A 17,599-nucleotide genomic window follows, 5' to 3' on the forward strand; every position below is an offset into this window, starting at 1 on the left:
AAAAAGCAAGAAAAAGTAAGAATAGCCCAAAAAAGTATTAATAGATAAAAACATTAATTACAGAAAAAGTTAACCTTAAGAAAACTTTAAGTTTTTGTATAAAAAACCTTGACATAAAGTGACTAAAGTGATATAATACGATTAACATAAAACTTTTAAGGAGGAAAAATGGAAAGATTATTTGAAAAACTAACAAATCAAATGATGGAAGCACTTGAGAGCGGTTTAAGCTTAGCATTGCACAACAAAAACCCTGAAGTTCATCCATTACACATAGTTTGGGGGCTTGTAACTAATACTAATACTGTATTAAACCAGGCTTTAAATAAAATGGGAGTTGATAAGGTTGCAATTGAACTTGAGCTAAAAAGCGCGGTTGACAGACTTCCAAAAGTAGATAATATTACTAAAGAATCTATTAAAATCGGAAGAGAACTTATCCAGTCTCTTGAAAAAGCAGAAGGACTTGCCACTAAACTTGGAGATCAATATGTAGCGGTTGATACGTGGTTAATTGCAAATATGGATTTATTTAAAGATACGTTAGGTAAATTTGTAGATTTGTTTGAGCTTAAAAAAACTCTTGAAGCGATAAGAGGTGATAAAAAAATTGAAAGTAAAAGTGCTGATGAAACACTTGACGCACTTAACAAATACGGAATCGATTTAACGGCGAAAGCCAGAGAAGGTAAACTTGATCCGGTAATCGGAAGAGACGAAGAAATCAACAGAATGATGCAAATTCTTATAAGAAAAACTAAAAACAACCCGATTTTACTTGGTGAACCGGGTGTTGGAAAAACAGCGCTTGTAGAAGGGCTTGCTCAAAGAATCGTTAAAAAAGAAGTGCCTGTATCACTTCAGAATAAACAAATCGTAGCACTTGATATGACCGCACTTATAGCAGGTGCAAAATATAGAGGTGAATTTGAAGACAGATTAAAAGCCGTTGTGGATGAAGTAAAAGCAAATCCTAATATCATATTATTTATAGACGAAATTCATACAATTGTAGGTGCTGGTGCGAGTGAGGGTAGTATGGACGCGGCTAACATCTTAAAACCAGCACTTGCAAGAGGGGAGCTAAGAACTATCGGTGCGACGACTTTAAAAGAATATAGAAAATATTTTGAAAAAGACGCGGCGCTTCAAAGAAGATTCCAACCTGTAATGGTTAATGAACCAAGTGTAAATGAAGCTATTAGAATCTTAAGAGGACTTAAAGAAAGACTTGAAGCGCACCACAACGTAATTATTAAAGATGAAGCGTTAGTTGCTGCGGCTAAACTTACTGATAGATATATAAGTGATAGATTTTTACCGGATAAAGCTATAGACGCAATCGACGAAGCGGCGGCTGAAATTAAAATGCAAATCGAAAGCGAACCGTTTGAACTTGCTAAAATTAAAAGAGAAATCGAGCAGTTAATGGTTGAAAAAGAAGCTCTTCAAATGGAAGGCGAGAGCGAAAAATCCAAAAAAAGACTTGCGGAAATTGAAAAAGAACTAGCAAACCTTGAAGAAGAGAAAAGAAAACTTGAGGCTAAATTCGAAGAAGAAAAAAGAGTTTTAAAAGAAATAGCAGAAATTAAACAACAAATTGAAGAGCTAAAAGTTCAGGCTGATATCGCTAAAAGAGAAGGTAACTTCCAAAAAGCGGCAGAAATTGAATACGGAAAAGTTGTAGAACTTACTAAAAAGCTTGAAGAACTTGAGAAAAAATGGGAAGTAATGCTAAAAGAGGGAACACTTCTTAAAAATGCGGTTGACGAAGAAGCGGTTGCCGATGTTGTAAGTAAATGGACAGGTATTCCTGTAAATAAAATGTTACAAAGCGAGCTTGAAAAAATCTTGCATATTGAAGACGAGCTTAAAAAATGGGTGGTAGGACAGGATGAAGCAATTAAAGCCGTAGCGAGAGCAATTAAAAGAAATAAAGCGGGTCTTGGCGATCCAAACAGACCAATTGGTAGCTTTATGTTCTTAGGACCTACAGGGGTAGGTAAAACAGAAACGGCTAAAACGTTGGCAAGATTTTTATTTGATGATGAAAAAGCGATGATTAGATTTGATATGAGTGAATATATGGATAAAATCAGCGTATCTAAACTAATCGGTGCGGCGCCTGGATATGTTGGATATGAGGAAGGTGGACAGCTTACAGAAGCCGTTAGAAGAAGACCTTATAGCGTAATATTGTTCGATGAAATCGAAAAAGCGCATCCGGATGTATTTAACATCCTGTTACAAGTGCTTGACGATGGAAGATTAACTGACAACAAAGGTGTAACGGTTGATTTTAAAAACACAATTATTATCTTAACAAGTAATATCGCAAGCGATATTATTATGGAAATTAAAGACCCAGAAGCCAGAAAAGAAGCAGTTTGGGCGGAACTAAAAAGAAGAATGAAACCGGAGTTTTTAAACAGACTTGATGACGTGGTTGTGTTTAATCCACTTGGCAAAGAGCAGGTTAAAGAAATTGTTGATATCTTGCTTAGAAAAATTACAAAAAGACTGGCTGAGAGAGAAATCGAACTTACTCTTACAGACAGGGTTAAAGAAGTTATCGCTGAGGTCGGATTCGATCCGATTTTCGGTGCTAGGCCGCTTAAAAGAGCGCTTGCTGAAATTATCGAAGACAGACTTGCCGAACTTATTCTTGAAGGAAAAGTTAAAGAAGGCGACAGAGTTGAATTTGATGCCGATGATAACAATATCATCATCAGAGTTAACGGCACTGAAGTTGCAAGGGATCCTAAATAATCCCTTGCAATTTTTCTATTGTAATATGGTGTCTGGCACTTTACTTTTATAAGTTTTTATTTATATTGCTATAATTTTTTCTTATAGATTTAATGTTTGTTTTCAATTGAAATTAGATGTAATATACAAGTATTAAAAGTAAAACTACAATAGTGTCAAAAGAGTGACTATACCAAAAATTGATATTACAATTATTTGACAAAGTGAATATTAATTTATATAATTTTTCCAAAACGAAGGGTTAAAATGAATCTATTGTATTTGCATATGTTGTTAGTTTTTGGTTGGGCAGTTTTTATGGTTTCACTTGTAAAATCTGTTGAATGTAGAGAAAACTCAAAAATATTAGGCTTACTTAGTTTGATTTTAATGTTATCTGTGCTGTTTGTCGGAACAAAATTGATGCTTGCTTTCCCTCAAGTCGCAAAAAGCGGTTTATGGATACATACAAAACTTTCAATTGACATCTTAGCAATGCTTTTAAATATATATCTTGCTTTTGTTGTGTTTAAAAATAAAAATATTTCAATTAAGCTAGCAAGAATTATTTATTGGATATCTATCATAATGTTTGGTTCAATGTATTATCTGACGCTTTTTAAACCTTTTTAATAAAAATTTGAGGAAAAGAGAGGATAATAGGAAAAAAGGAGAAAAAATGATAGACCAAGCACGGATTGAAGAAAAATTAAAACAGGGGAAAAGACTCTCAAAACTTGATGCTCCTAAAACGATTACAAATGATGAAAAAGTAATGAATGAGAATGATTTTATAGTTTCTAAAACGGATTTAAAAGGTTACATTACTTACTGCAACAGAATATTTGTGGAAATGGCAGGTTGGAGCAGGGAAGAGTTAATAGGAGCAAATCATAACATTATCCGTCATCCCCATATGCCCAAAATCGCTTTTAAAATATTATGGGATCTTATTCAGGCAAAAAAAGAGTTTTTCGGATTCGTTAAAAATTTAAGAAAAGACGGCGGCTATTATTGGGTTTTAGCTTATATTACACCGGATTTGGATTTAAACGGAAATATTATAGGCTATACCTCTTTTAGAAAAAAGCCATCACGTAAGGGGATAGAGGTTTTAGAACCAATTTATATGCAGCTTGTAGAAGCTGAGAAAAGTGGCGGTATTGCTGCAAGTTACGAACTGCTTAAAGAAGTGCTTGATGCTAATGATGAAAATGTGGTAGATAAATATCATGAATTAGTTTTTAATTTACAAAAAGGGTAAAAAATGAAAAAGTTTAAAGAGATGTTGACGTTGAGATTGATTGCTATTTTATTTGTTAATTTTATTTTGCTTGCATATTTGATTTATTTAAAAGAATATATAGCGGTAGGGTTATATGTTGTTTTTATAGCACTTGCACATTTTTTACCTTCAAATAAAAATAAAATAGAGGCTCAGCAAAAAGAAATTTTTGAAAAAATCGATAAAACGGTAGAGGCAGCATATAACGGGAAACTTTCCAGTAGAATTATTTTAGATGGTGAGGAAACTCTTGAAACAAAAATTGGTTGGAATATCAATGAAATGCTAGATCAAATTGAAGATTTACTTAGAGAATCTAAAAACACTATTCAAGCAATAATAAATGGGGATGAATATAGATATATAATGCCAAGCGGGCTTCATGGCGAGTTTAGAAACGTGGCGGAAGAGTTTGAAAAGGCGATAGAGTCATTAAAAGTTTCTAAAAAAGTTGAAAGAATAAGTAAACTTTCAAAAAAATTTGTAGAAATAGATGGTGGTGTAACTGCAAATCTTGAGAGAATAGGGAATGAAATATTTGAAATAGATCACGCCTTTAAAGAAATTACAACAAAAGTTAAAGATTCTACAAATCAAGCCGATAAAACATATTACTTGATGCAGGAAAGTAAAAATGATTTTTCAATGCTAAGTGAAAAAGTTCAGGAAACTTCACATGAAATAACTCAAATGGCAGAAAATATACATTCCATTTCCAATATAGTAGAACTTATTAAAGATATTGCGGATCAGACTAATCTTTTGGCATTAAATGCTGCAATTGAAGCTGCAAGAGCCGGTGAACATGGGAGAGGTTTTGCGGTAGTAGCAGATAATGTAAGGGATTTGGCTGAGAGAACTCAAAAAGCTACAAATGAAATAGCAATAACAATTCAAACCCTTCAACAGCAGTTTAACGGAATAGAGGAAAACACCAATCAGGTAGTTAAAATCGGTGATAAATCATATGAAACACTTCAAAATTTCGAGCAGGTTCTTGATGTGTTAAAAAAAGAGCTTACAGATGTAAGTATGATTTCTGATAAAAACACATTAAAACTAATTTTTATAACATTCAAAATCGGTCATATAATTTATAAATCAAATATTTATTCTGCAATTACCAAAGAAGAAGTTGATGAAGCTATATTTAAAATAAATGAAGAAACATGCAAACTTGGAAAATGGCTAAATAAACCTGAAATTAAAGAATTGCTGAAAAACTTTAAAGAAATGAATAATTTAATTAAATATCATAAAAAAATACATGATATTGGTAGAGAAATTTTAATGAAAGTTCAAGAAGAAGGAATTACAAAATATAATCCAAACTGGTATTATGAAAAACTGGTTGAACTTGAAAAATATGCTAAACTTACGTTTTCAGAACTGGATAAACTTGCTGAATATGCCACACAAAACAATATTGTGGCTGAATTATTAGAAAAGTCTAAGGAGTAAAATGTTAAGATTTGCGCCAAGTCCAACGGGAGATATGCATATAGGAAATTTAAGGGTTGCCATTTTTAATTATATAGTGGCAAAACAGAAAAATGAAAAATTATTAATCAGAATTGAAGATACCGACAAAGAAAGAAATATAGAAGGAAAAGATAAAGAAATACTCGATATTTTAAAACTTTTTGGAATCGAATACGATAACGTAGTTTATCAGTCCGCAAATTTGCATATTCATCAACAAATGGCAAAAAAACTTTTAGATGATAAAAAAGCTTTTGTCTGCTTTTGTGATGAGGATGAAATAAATTTTCAAAGAGAAAAAGCCAAAATAGAAAAAAGACCTTACAGATACAGCGGAAGGTGTGAAAATTTAAGTTCAACTGAGATAAGAAAATACTTAGATAAAAAAACACCTTTTGTAGTCAGACTTAAAAAACCTCAAAACAATATAAAATTTAATGATTTGATAAAAGGTGAATTTGATTTTTCGCCGTTTGAAATTGACAGCTTTATAATTATGAGAAAAGATTTTACACCTACATACAATTTTGCATGTGCAGTTGATGATATGCTTTATGATATTTCTTTGGTAATAAGGGGGGAAGATCATTTAAGCAATACTCCAAAACAGATAGCAATCAGGGATGCTTTAGGTTATGATAAAGAGATCAAATATGCCCATTTGCCTATTATTTTAAATGAAGAAGGTAAAAAAATGAGCAAGCGTGATAACGCAAGCTCGGTTAAATGGTTATTGGAAGAAGGGTTTTTACCTGAAGCGATTGCAAATTATTTAATACTGCTTGGAAACAGCTTTGAAAATGAAATATTTACCCTTAAAGAGGCCATTGAATTTTTTGATATTACCAAAATTTCAAAAGCACCTGCTAAATTTGACTTGGCTAAACTCAGATTTATCAACAAAGAACATATGAAAAAAATAGAAAAACTTACAAGATATATCGGATATCACGAAGAGTATGAACCTCTGGCGAGACTTTACCTTGATGAAGTTTCAACTATCAAAGAATTAAAAGAAAAGCTAGATTCGATTTTTGAAAAAAAAGAGTTTGACGAGTTTAGTGAAGAGATTGAAATTCTTAAAAAAGAGATTTTAGATAATGAGTTTGAAGATGATTATAATGAGTTTAAAAACAGAATTATCGCAAATACAGGGCTAAAAGGTAAAAAACTATTTATGCCTCTTAGAATGCTTATGGTCGGCAGTAAGCAGGGGCCTGAAATTAAAGATTTATATGCTATAATGAAGCCGTATCTTAAAATGATAATTAAGGAGTATAGATGAATACGCTATTAATATCGATACTTCAGTTTATATCAATCGTTATTAATTTATATATGTGGGTTGTTATAATTGCGGCACTAATTACATGGGTTCAGCCAAATCCGTATAATCCTATTGTAAGATTTCTGTGGAATGTAACGGAACCGGTTTACAGATGGATAAGACGCTATATTCCTACTACATTCGGCGGATTTGATATTGCGCCTATTATATTGATTTTAGCGCTTCAGTTTTTACAGATACTTATAAATAATATAATAATTTCATTATGAGGCTCTTTTTCCTACTGATTCCGCTTTTTCTTTTTTCTTTAAATCTTTCGGAAATTCTTACCCATCCCAAAAGCTATGTGAGGGACTTTTACCTTACCGAGTTTATGAGGGAGAGTAATTCTTCCGTTTTGGCTTATAAAGCATATAATGCAATGTATAAACAAAAGCCGTTTAAACATTTAAGGATTCTGTCTCAAAAAGACTGGCTTTTTAGGGATATATACAGATGTATAAACGTAAAGCCCGAATATTTAAAGGAAGTGGATATAAGCTGTATTCTTAATAACGGACTTTCTTTAAGAACGATTTCAAAGCTTAAAAAGGATGATTTGAAATATCTGTATGAAAATCTGCCTGATGGTAAAATAAAAAAGGCGGTGAATGCATTTATTGGCAATAATTTCAGTAATGTGTTTAAAGACAGGGATTTGGGGTATTATTTTATTTTAAATTTTCCTGATAATAAAATTGATCAAAACATTAGTGATTTTTCAATTTTTGAAGATAAGTATTTTCATCTGTTCGTTAAATATTCCGTTTTAAACAATCTCCCTAAAATTCAGCACTCTTTAATGAAATTAAATTATAAAAAATTTAACGATAAAGTCAAATGGTGGCTTTTTTTAAACGCATTGAAAAACAAAAACGAAAAACTGGCAAAAAAAATATTGTATTCAATTAACAAGAAGAATTCTAAAATTCTGTTTTGGATGTGGACACTCGGAAACAAAGCGGCTAAAGAACAGCTTCTTCAAAATCCAAGGGTGGATATTTATACGTTATATGCCTATGAAGAGGTAAATAAAAAGTTTTTTATTAAAAATAAAATAGTTTACAACAGCGTGAAAAAACCGAAATACGATCAGACTAATCCTTGGGATGTTTTGAAATTTTGGGACGAATTTAAAAAAAGAAAAGACCTTTTTTCTTTTGCAAAAGAACTTGATTCAAACAAAAGTATCGCACTAAAAGCACTTGTTTTGGATAAAGCTTTTAAATTTAAATACAATATTTTTATAACGCCGGATTTTTATAATGATAATAATGTGTCTTTAAAAGCATTTGTTTATGCCATTGCAAGACAGGAGAGCAGGTTTATTCCAGCAAGTGTGAGTAGAAGCTATGCTTTGGGAACCATGCAGATAATGCCTTTTCTAATAAGGGATTACGGAAGCGATGTTTTTAATCAGTTTGATTACAATGAAAATATCAAGCTTGGTGTAAAGCATATAAAATGGCTATTTTCAAAACTTGAAGATCCGTTAATGGTGGCGTATGCATACAACGGCGGAATCGGTTTTGTAAACAGAAAAATTAAAAGTTATTTTAAATACAAAGGCAAATATGAGCCGTTTTTAAGTATGGAACTCGTGCCGTATGATGAAAGCAGGGAATACGGAAAAAAGGTTATAGCCAATTATATAATTTACAGCCATATTTTCGGGGATAAAAACATAACTCTTCATAAACTGCTTCATGGAAAAATAAATGTGCTTGGTAAGTAAGGAACCTAATTTAAACATCCCTACTATTGTATTTGCACCTTTACTTTCTTGTTTTTAAAACTTAAATTTGACTTCACCCCAGTGTTTGCTTTTGTATTCCAAAACATAAGGTTTTTGTGTTTGATTGAATTCTACGATATAATAATTCATCCATTCGTTATAAAAAGGAAACTTTTTATATAAAATAAAAGAAGGTATGTCTTTGGAAATTTTTACCGGTTTTTGGCCGTTTAGGGTTAAATTAAACTCATCATTTGTCAATACGTTGTCAAAATCATTATATACACCGATTAAGAATGTAGGGTTTGAAAATTTATCTTTGAAAAGAGGGTTGAGATAAACGGCGTCAATTAAGGCTTTTGTCTCAAGAGAATTAATAATTTGACCTCTTTGGGTATAGGTTAATGTTTGTTCGTATAACGGATCTTGTTTTAAAGCGGTTTTGATGCTACATCCGGTAAATATAAGCATAAAAATCAGTAAAATATTTTTCATTTATATACCTTTTTTGATTAAATTATAACAAAAAAAGGATTCTGTTGAGATTCAACGTAATAGGTATAGGGGATTATATAGGAAAATGTGTTTACGACGAGGCGGAAGACGCTCTGTTGGTAGATGGTGAAATAGTGCTTGATTTTAAAAAAAAATATAAAGATTATTTAAAATATACAAAATTTATGATTCATAATTTAAGCGGAAGGGAATGGATTTCATTTCAGTTTTTACCTCAAAATTTTGAAGTTTTGAAAAGAAAATTTGCTATTATAACCGCCTATAATCCCAAAGGGATGATTTATAATGACTTTCTTAATTTTCTAAGAAACACGGAGCTTGAAAGTGTTATAAAGGCGTTTGGATATGAGAGTTATTTAAGTATCGGCGAACTTTTTGATTATAGTGAAAAATCGTTTATAATTTATGACATTGAAAAAAAAGACGCACTTGAAATTGCCAGAAAATTTGATCAACATTCAATATTTTACAACAGCGGGGAATATATTTCTATTACAGAGTGCGAAAATGAAAAAGATATAATGCAATATTTTTATAAAAAGCATTACGCTAAAACCTTTTAAGGTTGTATATTGTTAAAATTTATAACTTTAATTACAAATATAAAAAGGAATAACAATGCAGGATTACAAAGACAGAAAATTTACGCTTCCGGAAATTGCTGGTGTTAGTGCCGCTTTTATTATGTTTATTGCCATTGGTATGATAATGGGCGGGACTGCTGCTGGTAATGACAAAGTTTTTTATTCAGGTGCGGCGCTTTTCAGTATCGGTGCGGTTATAGCCGTTTATTTGCTTATAAAATACGGAAAGAAAAAGGAAGACGATTTTTAAGTGTATTGTATGTGAAAAATTTTCGTTTGACATAATTTGTAAAGAGTGTCAAAACAGGTATCTGAAACCGAGAATAAGAAAAAAAGACAATATTCTTTCTTTTTACGATTACGAAACAATAGAACATTTCATAAAATATAAATACCATAAATTCGGAGACAGGGTTTTTAAAATACTTTCACAAAATTCCATTAAGTTTTTTGCAAGTCAATTAAATGAAAAATTTTTTATAATACCCATTGATGACAGAATCGATAAAGGTTACTCTCATACAGCTGTTATGGCGAATTCCATGAAAACAAGATATTTAAACCCTCTTTTTAATGTCTTGCATTCTACAAACAAAGTCCGATATGCCGGAAAAACTCTGCAGTTTAGACTTCAAAATCCGAGAAATTTTAAATATTCCGGACCTCAAAATATAGATGTGATTTTGGTTGATGACATATCTACAACGGGAATTACTTTAAACGAAGCTAAAGAGTGTCTTGAAAAAAGAGGTGTAAATGTTGCTTTAAGCGTAGTTTTGGCAAATTTAAAAAAATAATTTGGTATAATATATTCCAAAAATAGATTAAAGGATATTGATGCAAGTAATTCCTGTTAGTATTGAAGAGACACTTTCAAAAAGCTATCTTGAATATTCAATGAGTGTAATTGTAGGACGTGCTCTTCCGGATGTTAGAGACGGACTTAAGCCTGTTCACAGAAGAATACTTTACGCAATGTATAAAATGGGCATAACAGCCGGAAGTGCATATAAAAAATCAGCAAGAATCGTAGGGGATGTTATCGGTAAATATCATCCTCACGGAGACAGCGCTGTATATGAAGCGCTTGTAAGAATGGCTCAGCCGTTTTCTATGAGAATGCCTTTAATTGACGGGCAGGGTAACTTCGGTAGTATTGACGGCGACAACGCCGCAGCTATGAGATACACGGAAGCCAGACTTACTAAAATTGCTGAGGAATTGTTAAAAGATATAGATAAAGACACCGTTGATTTTATTCCGAATTACGACGGAACGGAAAGAGAACCGGTAGTTCTTCCTGCAAGATTTCCAAATCTTTTAGTAAACGGAAGCAGCGGTATCGCCGTAGGGATGGCTACAAACATCCCGCCTCACAATTTAGAAGAGCTGATTGACGCGCTTATTTATATGATTGATAATAAAGACGCTACGCTTGAAGATATTCTTCAATTCGTAAAAGGTCCTGATTTTCCTACAGGCGGGACGATTTTTGGAAAAAGCGGAATTATTGAAGCTTATAAAACGGGCAGAGGAAGCATTAAAATCAGGGCAAAACACCACATTGAACATAAAGGAAATAAAGAGGTAATCGTAATAGACGAACTTCCTTTCCAGGTGAACAAAGCCAAATTAATCGAAAAAATAAGTGATCTTGTAAAAGATAAAGTAATAGACGGAATAAGCGAAGTAAGAGATGAGAGTGACAGGGAAGGTATCAGGGTTGTAATTGAGCTTAAAAAAGATGCAATGAGCGAAATTATTCTTAACAATCTTTATAAACACACCCAGCTTCAGGTAAGCTTCGGTATTAATATGCTGGGAATTTATGACAAACAGCCTAAACTTTTCAATCTTTTTGAGTTACTTGATATTTTCATTAAGCATAGAAAAACGGTTGTTATCAGAAGAACCATTTACGAACTTGAAGAAGCAAAAAGAAGAGCACACATATTAGAAGGGCTTTTAATTGCGCTTGCAAACATTGACGAAGTTGTTGAAATAATCAAAAAATCAAACGACACGAAAGAAGCCAAAGAAAATTTAATTAACAGATTTGAGCTTACAGATATTCAAGCTCAGGCCATTCTTGATATGAGACTAGCAAGATTAACATCTCTTGAAGTTGAAAAACTTGAAAACGAATATAAAGAATTAATGGAAAAAATAGAATATTTAAATTCTATTCTTAAAGACGAAAATATTTTAAACGGGGTTATTAAAGACGAACTTCTTGAAATTAAGAAAAAATATCCAACCCCAAGACTTACAAACATTGAAGAGGATTACGACGCAATCGATATAGAAGATTTAATTCCTAATGAGGAAATGGTTGTAACCATCACTCACAGGGGATATGTAAAAAGAGTTCCTCTAAAAGCGTATGAAAGACAAAACAGGGGCGGTAAAGGTAAAAAAGCCCTCACGATTTATGAAGACGATTTTATCGAAGACTTTTATGTGGCGAATTCGCACGATACGCTTATGATTATTACGGATAAAGGACAGCTGCACTGGCTAAAAGTTTATAAAATTCCGGAAGGCAGCAGAACGAGTAAAGGTAAGGCGATTGTAAACCTTATCAATCTTGATAAGGATGAAAAAATACAGACAATTATCAAAACGGAAGATTTTGATGAAAATAAATCTTTGGCGTTCTTTACTAAAAACGGAATAGTAAAAAGAACGAATCTAAGCGAATTTAAAAACATTAGAAGCACCGGAGTAAGAGCCATAACCATAGATGAGGGAGATGAACTTGTAACAGCCAAAATAGTAGAACCTGACGATAAAGAACTCTTTATCGTAACAAAAAAAGGTATGGCAATCAGATTTCCGGTCGATACTGTTAGGGAAATGGGAAGAACTGCAAGAGGGGTTACAGGAATAAGATTCAAAATCGAAGGTGACGAGGTTGTGGGTGCACTGGCCCTAAAAGATGAATCTCAGGAAATATTGACACTTAGTGAAAAAGGATTTGGAAAACGAACTGAAGCAAGTCTTTACAGACTTACAAACAGAGGAGGTAAGGGTGTAATTGCTATGAAACTTACAAACAAAACAGGTGATCTTGTAGGTGTAGTGGCAACAGAAAAAGATCATGATTTAATGGTGTTAACAAGCAGTGGTAAAATGATCAGGGTGTCAATTGAAAGCATTTCAAAAACCGGTAAAAATACGCAAGGTGTAAGGGTAGTTAAACTTGATTCGGATGACAAAGTTGTTTCACTTGCTAAAACACCAAGCGAAAAAGAAGAGGAAGGGACTCTTTTTGACGATGAAGAGTAAAATTATTTTTAAAAATGCCGATATTGAAAACAAAAAAGGCTTAAGAATGAAAAAATTAATAATCGCATCTTTTGCTCTGTTTAGTTTAGGATGTGCCACTACTACGAGTGATACGCCGGCAAAAACTCAAAATAATCAGCCTCAGCCGTATAACTCACAGCAGGTGATTAAAAATGAGGTTAATATTTTACCGCCTCTTCAACAGCCTGAAGCTAAAAATAGCGCAACAAAAAATAATAAAAAAGAAAATGTTGAAATCAATTCTATAAATGTAGATGCGACAATAGAAAACACACCTGTTCTTAAACAGAGTCCAATTGTGACTTTGCAGGTTGAAGGACTTGGTGTGGCACCAGTTAATGCACAAAGTGTTCCTCAAGCAAGAGTAATGGCAAGACGTGCGGCAATTGCCGATGCATACAGGGCTCTTGCAGAAAAAATGTATGGAATTAGGGTAAAAGGAAGGGAAACCGTTAAAGATTTGATGCTTAAAAATTCAGAAGTTAGAACAGATGTTTACGGGCTTATCAGAGGTGCATGTATCCAAGAAGAGACTTTTAAAGACGGGATTTATAAAGTTATTATGAGTGTTAAACTTGATGTAAGGAAATGGAATAAATATATTAACAATAATTAGTCTTCCCCTTTTTCTTTTTGCCGATTATTATCTCTCATATACTGCTGTTATTAAAAATTCTGTTCTTATTTCCTCAAAACTTGAATGTTCGAAATGTTTAACTAATATAAACTCAAATAAAAAATTTTTATTTAAATTAGATGTAAATTATAATGATGCTATAAAAATATGTAAAAAATATAAAAATGAAATAATCGATCATTTATTGCAATATAAAACTATAATTAATGCTGAATATTCTAAAAATGACAGGGTTAAAATAGTTTTTTTACCTCACAGATTTGATATTATTATAAAAAATCAGACAGCATACTTTTATCTAAAAGGTGATAAATGAAAATAGCCGTGGTTGAAGATGATATAAATATGAGAAAATCACTCTCACTTGCACTTAAAAGTGAAGGGTATGAAGTGGTCGAATTCAGGCATGCCCTTGATGCTCTTAAAAAACTTGATGATAGTATTGATTTGATAATAAGCGATATTACGATGCCTAAAATGGACGGAATTGAGTTTGTAAAAGAGCTAAACGGAAAATATGACGTAATTATGATTACTGGAAATGCAACGCTTAATAAAGCTATAGAAGCATTGAGACTCGGTGTGAAGGATTTTTTGACAAAACCTTTTGAAATTGAGGATTTAATAGCAGCGATTGAGAGAAAAAGAAAAGTCAAAGAAAAAACAAAAGGTAAAAAAGCGGAATTTAAACCGAAATTTATAGCAAATGACGAAAATACACTCAAAATACTTGAAATAGCAAAAAAAGTTGCACCTACAATGGCAAACGTGATGCTTTTGGGTGAAAGCGGGGTCGGAAAGGAAGAATTTGCGAGATTTATTCATAAAAATTCAGGTAGGGGCGAATTTATAGCAGTAAACATGAGTGCTATTCCCGAAAACCTGATTGAGAGTGAACTTTTCGGGTATGAAAAAGGTGCTTTTACCGATGCCACGCAAAGTAAACCAGGACTTTTCGAACTCGCACAGGGCGGGACGATTTTTTTGGATGAAATAGGTGAAATGCCTTATAATCTTCAGGCGAAACTTTTAAGAATTTTACAGGAAAAAGAGTTTTTCAGACTTGGAGGGACTAAACCTATAAAGCTTGATGTAAGAATAATCAGTGCGACAAATCAGAATATTGATGAAATGATTAAAAACAATAAATTTAGAGAAGATTTATATTACAGACTTAATACCATTCCTATAAAAATTCCGCCTTTAAGAGAGAGAAAAAACGATATAATTCCGATTGCGGAAAGTATTTTAAGTAAAACTATTCAGGAATACGGCTTTGAAAACAAAATATTAAGCGAGGAAGCCAAAAATAGACTGCTTGAATATGATTGGCCCGGAAATATAAGAGAACTTATTAATGTAATAGAAAGGGCTGTTATATTAAGTGATTCTGATGTAATAAAAAAAGAAGATTTGATTTTAATATAAGGAGTAATAATGTATAACATTGCTATAGCAGGAGCGACAGGAGCAGTAGGTGAGGAACTTTTAAGGGTTATTGAAGAGTATGATATACCGGTTAAAAAACTTGTGCCGCTTGCAAGTGCAAGAAGCGTGGGAAGGGAAGTTGAGTTTAAAGGTGAAACATTAAAAGTAAAAGAGCTTACTTGTGAAGTGTTTGAAGAAGAGGAAATCGATATTGCGTTCTTTTCAGCTGGGGGGAGTGTTAGTGCCAAATTTGCGCCATGCGCTGCAAAAGCGGGTGCTGTTGTGATTGATAATACAAGTTATTTCAGAATGAACCCGGATGTGCCATTGGTTGTGCCTGAAGTTAACCCGGAAGACATAGCTTTATGGAAAAAAACGGGGATTATTGCAAATCCCAATTGTTCAACCATTCAGATGGTAATTTCTCTTGCACCGCTTCACAAAGAATTTGGAATTAAAAGAGTTGATGTGGCTACTTATCAGGCAGTAAGCGGTGCAGGGAAAAAAGGAATGGAAGAGCTGTTTGAACAGATGAGGGCTTTGTTTAACTTTAAACTTGACAAAAAAGTGGAAGAAAGAGAAGTTTTTCAGCATCAAATCGCTCTAAATGTGATACCTCATATTGATAAATTTATGGATAACGGATTTACCAAAGAAGAGATGAAAATGGTAAACGAGACAAATAAAATTATGCATTCAAACATACAGGTTGCACCTACATGTGTAAGGGTGCCGGTTTTAAGAAGTCACAGCGAAGCCATTACCATTTATTGTGAAAAAGAGGTCAGCGTGGAAAGAGCAAGAGAAGTATTGTCGGCTTTTGAAGATGTAAAAGTAATAGACAATCCTGAAAAAAACGAATACCCAATGCCAATAATTGCGACTGATACGGATTATGTATATGTGGGAAGAATAAGAAAAGATTTATATGACCCAAAAGTTTTACATTTCTTCAATGTGGCTGATCAGATTAGAGTGGGTGCCGCTACAAATGCAGTTAGAATTGCTAAAAAATGGATTGAAATGGAAGGGGAAAAATAATGGAAAAAAGAGGAATTATTGAAGCATTATTTGAAGGTGCTCTGTGGAAGGGCAGGCTGATATCGGTTTTGGCCGTAATTTTCGGAATGATAGGAGCGATTGCGCTTTTTTTAATTGCGAGTGCGGATATATGGCATATGGCGGTTATAACTTATAAATATTTCTTTATGCACTACCATCCTGACAATTTCCACGAAGAATTGATCGGCGGGATTATAGGGGCGGTTGATTTATATCTGATTGCTGTGGTGCTTTTGATTTTTGCTTTTGGTATTTATGAATTGTTTATAAGTGAAATAGATGATGCTGAAAACAGCGAAGTGGGTAATAAAATTCTTGCAATCCACAGTCTTGATGAGCTTAAAGACAAACTCGGAAAAGTAGTTGTTATGGTTTTGATTGTTAGTTTCTTTAAAAAAGTTATGCATATGGAATTTGCAACCCCTATAGAGATGCTTTATCTTGCCGGCAGTATTTTGGCTTTGGCGCTTGCTCTTTATTACATGCATAAAGGCGAACATTAATTAAATTAAAAGTGTAAAGCTAATAATGAAAAGTTAAGGATATGTTATGAAATATATTTTCGGTCCTGTTGCTTCAAGACGATTTGGAATGAGTCTTGGAGTGGACCTCTCCCCCGATAAGAAAAGATGTAATTTCGACTGCATTTACTGCGAACTTGAACCTGCCAAGCCTGTTGTGATATATGACAATCCACCGGATCCAGAAGAGATATTAAATGAAATTAAGCAGGCCGTTAAAAAATTTGATTTTGAGGTATTGACAATTACAAGCAATGGCGAGCCGACTCTTTATCCATATCTTGATGAATTAATTGATAAAATAAAAGAGCATAAACTTCTGATTTTGAGTAATTCATCTACAATACACAATAAAAATATTCAAAACACTCTTTGTAAATTTGACATAGTAAAACTTTCCCTTGATGCCGTAACCCCTAAAATATTTAAAAAAATCGACAGACCTCATAAAAGTATAGATATAGATAAAATAATTGAAGGAATGATTGAATTTAGAAAAATATATGAAGGTGAACTGATTATAGAAATTTTAGTCGTAAAGGGAATAAACGACAAAGAAGAAGAATTTGAAAAAATAAACGAGGTATTGAGAAATATCAAACCCGACAGAGTGGATATTTCCACAATAGACAGACCGCCCGCTTACAATGTTGAAGGTGTAAGTATTGAAAAGCTGTTTGAACTTTCAAGAAAAATAGAAAATCAGCACATTTTCATACCGACAAGAGAAAAAATTAATTTTAAAATAGAGAATTTGACAAAAGAAGAACTTTTAACAACACTGAAAAAAAGACCTTTTAGTGAAACTGATATTAAAAATATTTTTGATGAGCATACTTTGAGAATATTTAACGATGCAATGAAAGAAAATTTAATAGAAGAAGTATGGGTAGGCGGAATTAAGTTTTATAAGGCGCTAATTTAATGGAAAATGTAAAATGGACAATGGAAAATAAGAAATTTTG

18 protein-coding genes are annotated in these 17,599 nt (G+C 32.7%); 17 read left to right on the plus strand and 1 reads right to left on the minus strand.

What is annotated here, in order from left to right; translation table 11 throughout:
- Positions 1-168: 168 nt before the first annotated feature.
- The 7 genes from ACYQ19_RS07080 to ACYQ19_RS07110 all read left to right on the plus strand — a co-directional run bounded on the left by ACYQ19_RS07080 (position 169) and on the right by ACYQ19_RS07110 (position 8,577).
- Positions 169-2,769: an ATP-dependent Clp protease ATP-binding subunit gene (locus ACYQ19_RS07080; protein WP_459978732.1), complete on the plus strand. Its 2,601-nt coding sequence runs from the start codon at positions 169-171 to the stop codon at positions 2,767-2,769.
- A 246-nt stretch (positions 2,770-3,015) separates the two neighbouring features.
- The gene (locus ACYQ19_RS07085; protein WP_459978733.1) at positions 3,016-3,381 is read left to right on the plus strand and encodes a hypothetical protein; all 366 of its coding nucleotides are present in this window, start codon (positions 3,016-3,018) and stop codon (positions 3,379-3,381) included.
- 46 nt (positions 3,382-3,427) lie between these two features.
- Positions 3,428-4,012: a PAS domain-containing protein gene (locus ACYQ19_RS07090; protein ID WP_459978734.1), complete on the plus strand. Its 585-nt coding sequence runs from the start codon at positions 3,428-3,430 to the stop codon at positions 4,010-4,012.
- A gap of 3 nt (positions 4,013-4,015) precedes the next feature.
- Positions 4,016-5,494, plus strand: coding sequence for a methyl-accepting chemotaxis protein (locus ACYQ19_RS07095; protein ID WP_459978735.1), 1,479 nt, complete (start codon positions 4,016-4,018; stop codon positions 5,492-5,494).
- Between the two features lies 1 nt (position 5,495).
- A complete protein-coding gene (gene gltX, locus ACYQ19_RS07100; protein WP_459978736.1) occupies positions 5,496-6,800 on the plus strand; it encodes a glutamate--tRNA ligase in 1,305 nt (434 codons plus the stop codon).
- Positions 6,797-7,072: a YggT family protein gene (locus tag ACYQ19_RS07105; RefSeq protein WP_459978737.1), complete on the plus strand. Its 276-nt coding sequence runs from the start codon at positions 6,797-6,799 to the stop codon at positions 7,070-7,072. The genes gltX and ACYQ19_RS07105 overlap by 4 nt, the downstream gene beginning before the upstream one ends.
- Positions 7,069-8,577: a lytic transglycosylase domain-containing protein gene (locus ACYQ19_RS07110; protein ID WP_459978738.1), complete on the plus strand. Its 1,509-nt coding sequence runs from the start codon at positions 7,069-7,071 to the stop codon at positions 8,575-8,577. Before ACYQ19_RS07105 ends, ACYQ19_RS07110 begins: the two co-directional genes overlap by 4 nt.
- Positions 8,578-8,631: 54 nt before the next feature.
- Here the strand turns inward: ACYQ19_RS07110 and ACYQ19_RS07115 are convergent, their stop codons facing one another.
- Entirely contained in the window at positions 8,632-9,072 is a 441-nt protein-coding gene (locus tag ACYQ19_RS07115; protein WP_459978739.1) for a hypothetical protein, read from the minus strand.
- A 44-nt stretch (positions 9,073-9,116) separates the two neighbouring features.
- Between ACYQ19_RS07115 and ACYQ19_RS07120 the strand changes: the two genes are divergently transcribed.
- The 10 genes from ACYQ19_RS07120 to ACYQ19_RS07165 all read left to right on the plus strand — a co-directional run bounded on the left by ACYQ19_RS07120 (position 9,117) and on the right by ACYQ19_RS07165 (position 17,559).
- On the plus strand, positions 9,117-9,656 hold the full coding sequence (locus tag ACYQ19_RS07120; RefSeq protein WP_459978740.1) for a DUF3293 domain-containing protein: 540 nt from the start codon (positions 9,117-9,119) through the stop codon (positions 9,654-9,656).
- Positions 9,657-9,711: 55 nt separating this feature from the next.
- Positions 9,712-9,927 (plus strand): hypothetical protein, encoded by a 216-nt coding sequence (locus ACYQ19_RS07125; protein WP_459978741.1) that lies wholly within the window; start codon positions 9,712-9,714, stop codon positions 9,925-9,927.
- Between the two features lie 292 nt (positions 9,928-10,219).
- A complete protein-coding gene (locus ACYQ19_RS07130; RefSeq protein ID WP_459978742.1) occupies positions 10,220-10,474 on the plus strand; it encodes a ComF family protein in 255 nt (84 codons plus the stop codon).
- 40 nt (positions 10,475-10,514) lie between these two features.
- Positions 10,515-12,965 carry a DNA gyrase subunit A gene (gyrA, locus tag ACYQ19_RS07135; RefSeq protein WP_459978743.1) on the plus strand — a complete coding sequence of 817 codons (2,451 nt, stop codon included), beginning with the start codon at positions 10,515-10,517 and terminating at the stop codon, positions 12,963-12,965.
- A 46-nt stretch (positions 12,966-13,011) separates the two neighbouring features.
- On the plus strand, positions 13,012-13,602 hold the full coding sequence (locus tag ACYQ19_RS07140; protein ID WP_459978744.1) for an LPP20 family lipoprotein: 591 nt from the start codon (positions 13,012-13,014) through the stop codon (positions 13,600-13,602).
- Between the two features lie 205 nt (positions 13,603-13,807).
- Positions 13,808-13,939, plus strand: a complete 132-nt coding sequence (locus ACYQ19_RS07145) for a hypothetical protein (RefSeq protein WP_459978745.1) — start codon at positions 13,808-13,810, stop codon at positions 13,937-13,939.
- Positions 13,936-15,051, plus strand: a complete 1,116-nt coding sequence (locus ACYQ19_RS07150) for a sigma-54-dependent transcriptional regulator (protein WP_459978746.1) — start codon at positions 13,936-13,938, stop codon at positions 15,049-15,051. Before ACYQ19_RS07145 ends, ACYQ19_RS07150 begins: the two co-directional genes overlap by 4 nt.
- Before the next feature lie 9 nt (positions 15,052-15,060).
- Positions 15,061-16,092: an aspartate-semialdehyde dehydrogenase gene (locus ACYQ19_RS07155; protein WP_459978747.1), complete on the plus strand. Its 1,032-nt coding sequence runs from the start codon at positions 15,061-15,063 to the stop codon at positions 16,090-16,092.
- Positions 16,092-16,616, plus strand: a complete 525-nt coding sequence (locus ACYQ19_RS07160; RefSeq protein WP_459978748.1) for a YqhA family protein — start codon at positions 16,092-16,094, stop codon at positions 16,614-16,616. The genes ACYQ19_RS07155 and ACYQ19_RS07160 overlap by 1 nt, the downstream gene beginning before the upstream one ends.
- A 46-nt stretch (positions 16,617-16,662) precedes the next feature.
- Positions 16,663-17,559, plus strand: coding sequence for a radical SAM protein (locus tag ACYQ19_RS07165; RefSeq protein ID WP_459978749.1), 897 nt, complete (start codon positions 16,663-16,665; stop codon positions 17,557-17,559).
- Positions 17,560-17,599: the final 40 nt, after the last annotated feature.

It is taken from the genome of Nautilia lithotrophica, assembly GCF_054656815.1.

Coding starts and splice junctions, on each gene's coding strand:
- ACYQ19_RS07080 (WP_459978732.1), top strand. CDS start 169: ATGGAAAGATTATTTGAAAAACTAACAAATCAAATGATGGAAGCACTT.
- ACYQ19_RS07115 (WP_459978739.1), bottom strand. CDS start 9,072: ATGAAAAATATTTTACTGATTTTTATGCTTATATTTACCGGATGTAGC.
- gyrA (WP_459978743.1), top strand. CDS start 10,515: ATGCAAGTAATTCCTGTTAGTATTGAAGAGACACTTTCAAAAAGCTAT.
- ACYQ19_RS07090 (WP_459978734.1), top strand. CDS start 3,428: ATGATAGACCAAGCACGGATTGAAGAAAAATTAAAACAGGGGAAAAGA.
- ACYQ19_RS07095 (WP_459978735.1), top strand. CDS start 4,016: ATGAAAAAGTTTAAAGAGATGTTGACGTTGAGATTGATTGCTATTTTA.
- ACYQ19_RS07130 (WP_459978742.1), top strand. CDS start 10,220: ATGAAAACAAGATATTTAAACCCTCTTTTTAATGTCTTGCATTCTACA.
- ACYQ19_RS07160 (WP_459978748.1), top strand. CDS start 16,092: ATGGAAAAAAGAGGAATTATTGAAGCATTATTTGAAGGTGCTCTGTGG.
- ACYQ19_RS07155 (WP_459978747.1), top strand. CDS start 15,061: ATGTATAACATTGCTATAGCAGGAGCGACAGGAGCAGTAGGTGAGGAA.
- ACYQ19_RS07110 (WP_459978738.1), top strand. CDS start 7,069: ATGAGGCTCTTTTTCCTACTGATTCCGCTTTTTCTTTTTTCTTTAAAT.
- ACYQ19_RS07140 (WP_459978744.1), top strand. CDS start 13,012: ATGAAAAAATTAATAATCGCATCTTTTGCTCTGTTTAGTTTAGGATGT.
- ACYQ19_RS07150 (WP_459978746.1), top strand. CDS start 13,936: ATGAAAATAGCCGTGGTTGAAGATGATATAAATATGAGAAAATCACTC.
- ACYQ19_RS07085 (WP_459978733.1), top strand. CDS start 3,016: ATGAATCTATTGTATTTGCATATGTTGTTAGTTTTTGGTTGGGCAGTT.
- gltX (WP_459978736.1), top strand. CDS start 5,496: ATGTTAAGATTTGCGCCAAGTCCAACGGGAGATATGCATATAGGAAAT.
- ACYQ19_RS07165 (WP_459978749.1), top strand. CDS start 16,663: ATGAAATATATTTTCGGTCCTGTTGCTTCAAGACGATTTGGAATGAGT.
- ACYQ19_RS07125 (WP_459978741.1), top strand. CDS start 9,712: ATGCAGGATTACAAAGACAGAAAATTTACGCTTCCGGAAATTGCTGGT.
- ACYQ19_RS07105 (WP_459978737.1), top strand. CDS start 6,797: ATGAATACGCTATTAATATCGATACTTCAGTTTATATCAATCGTTATT.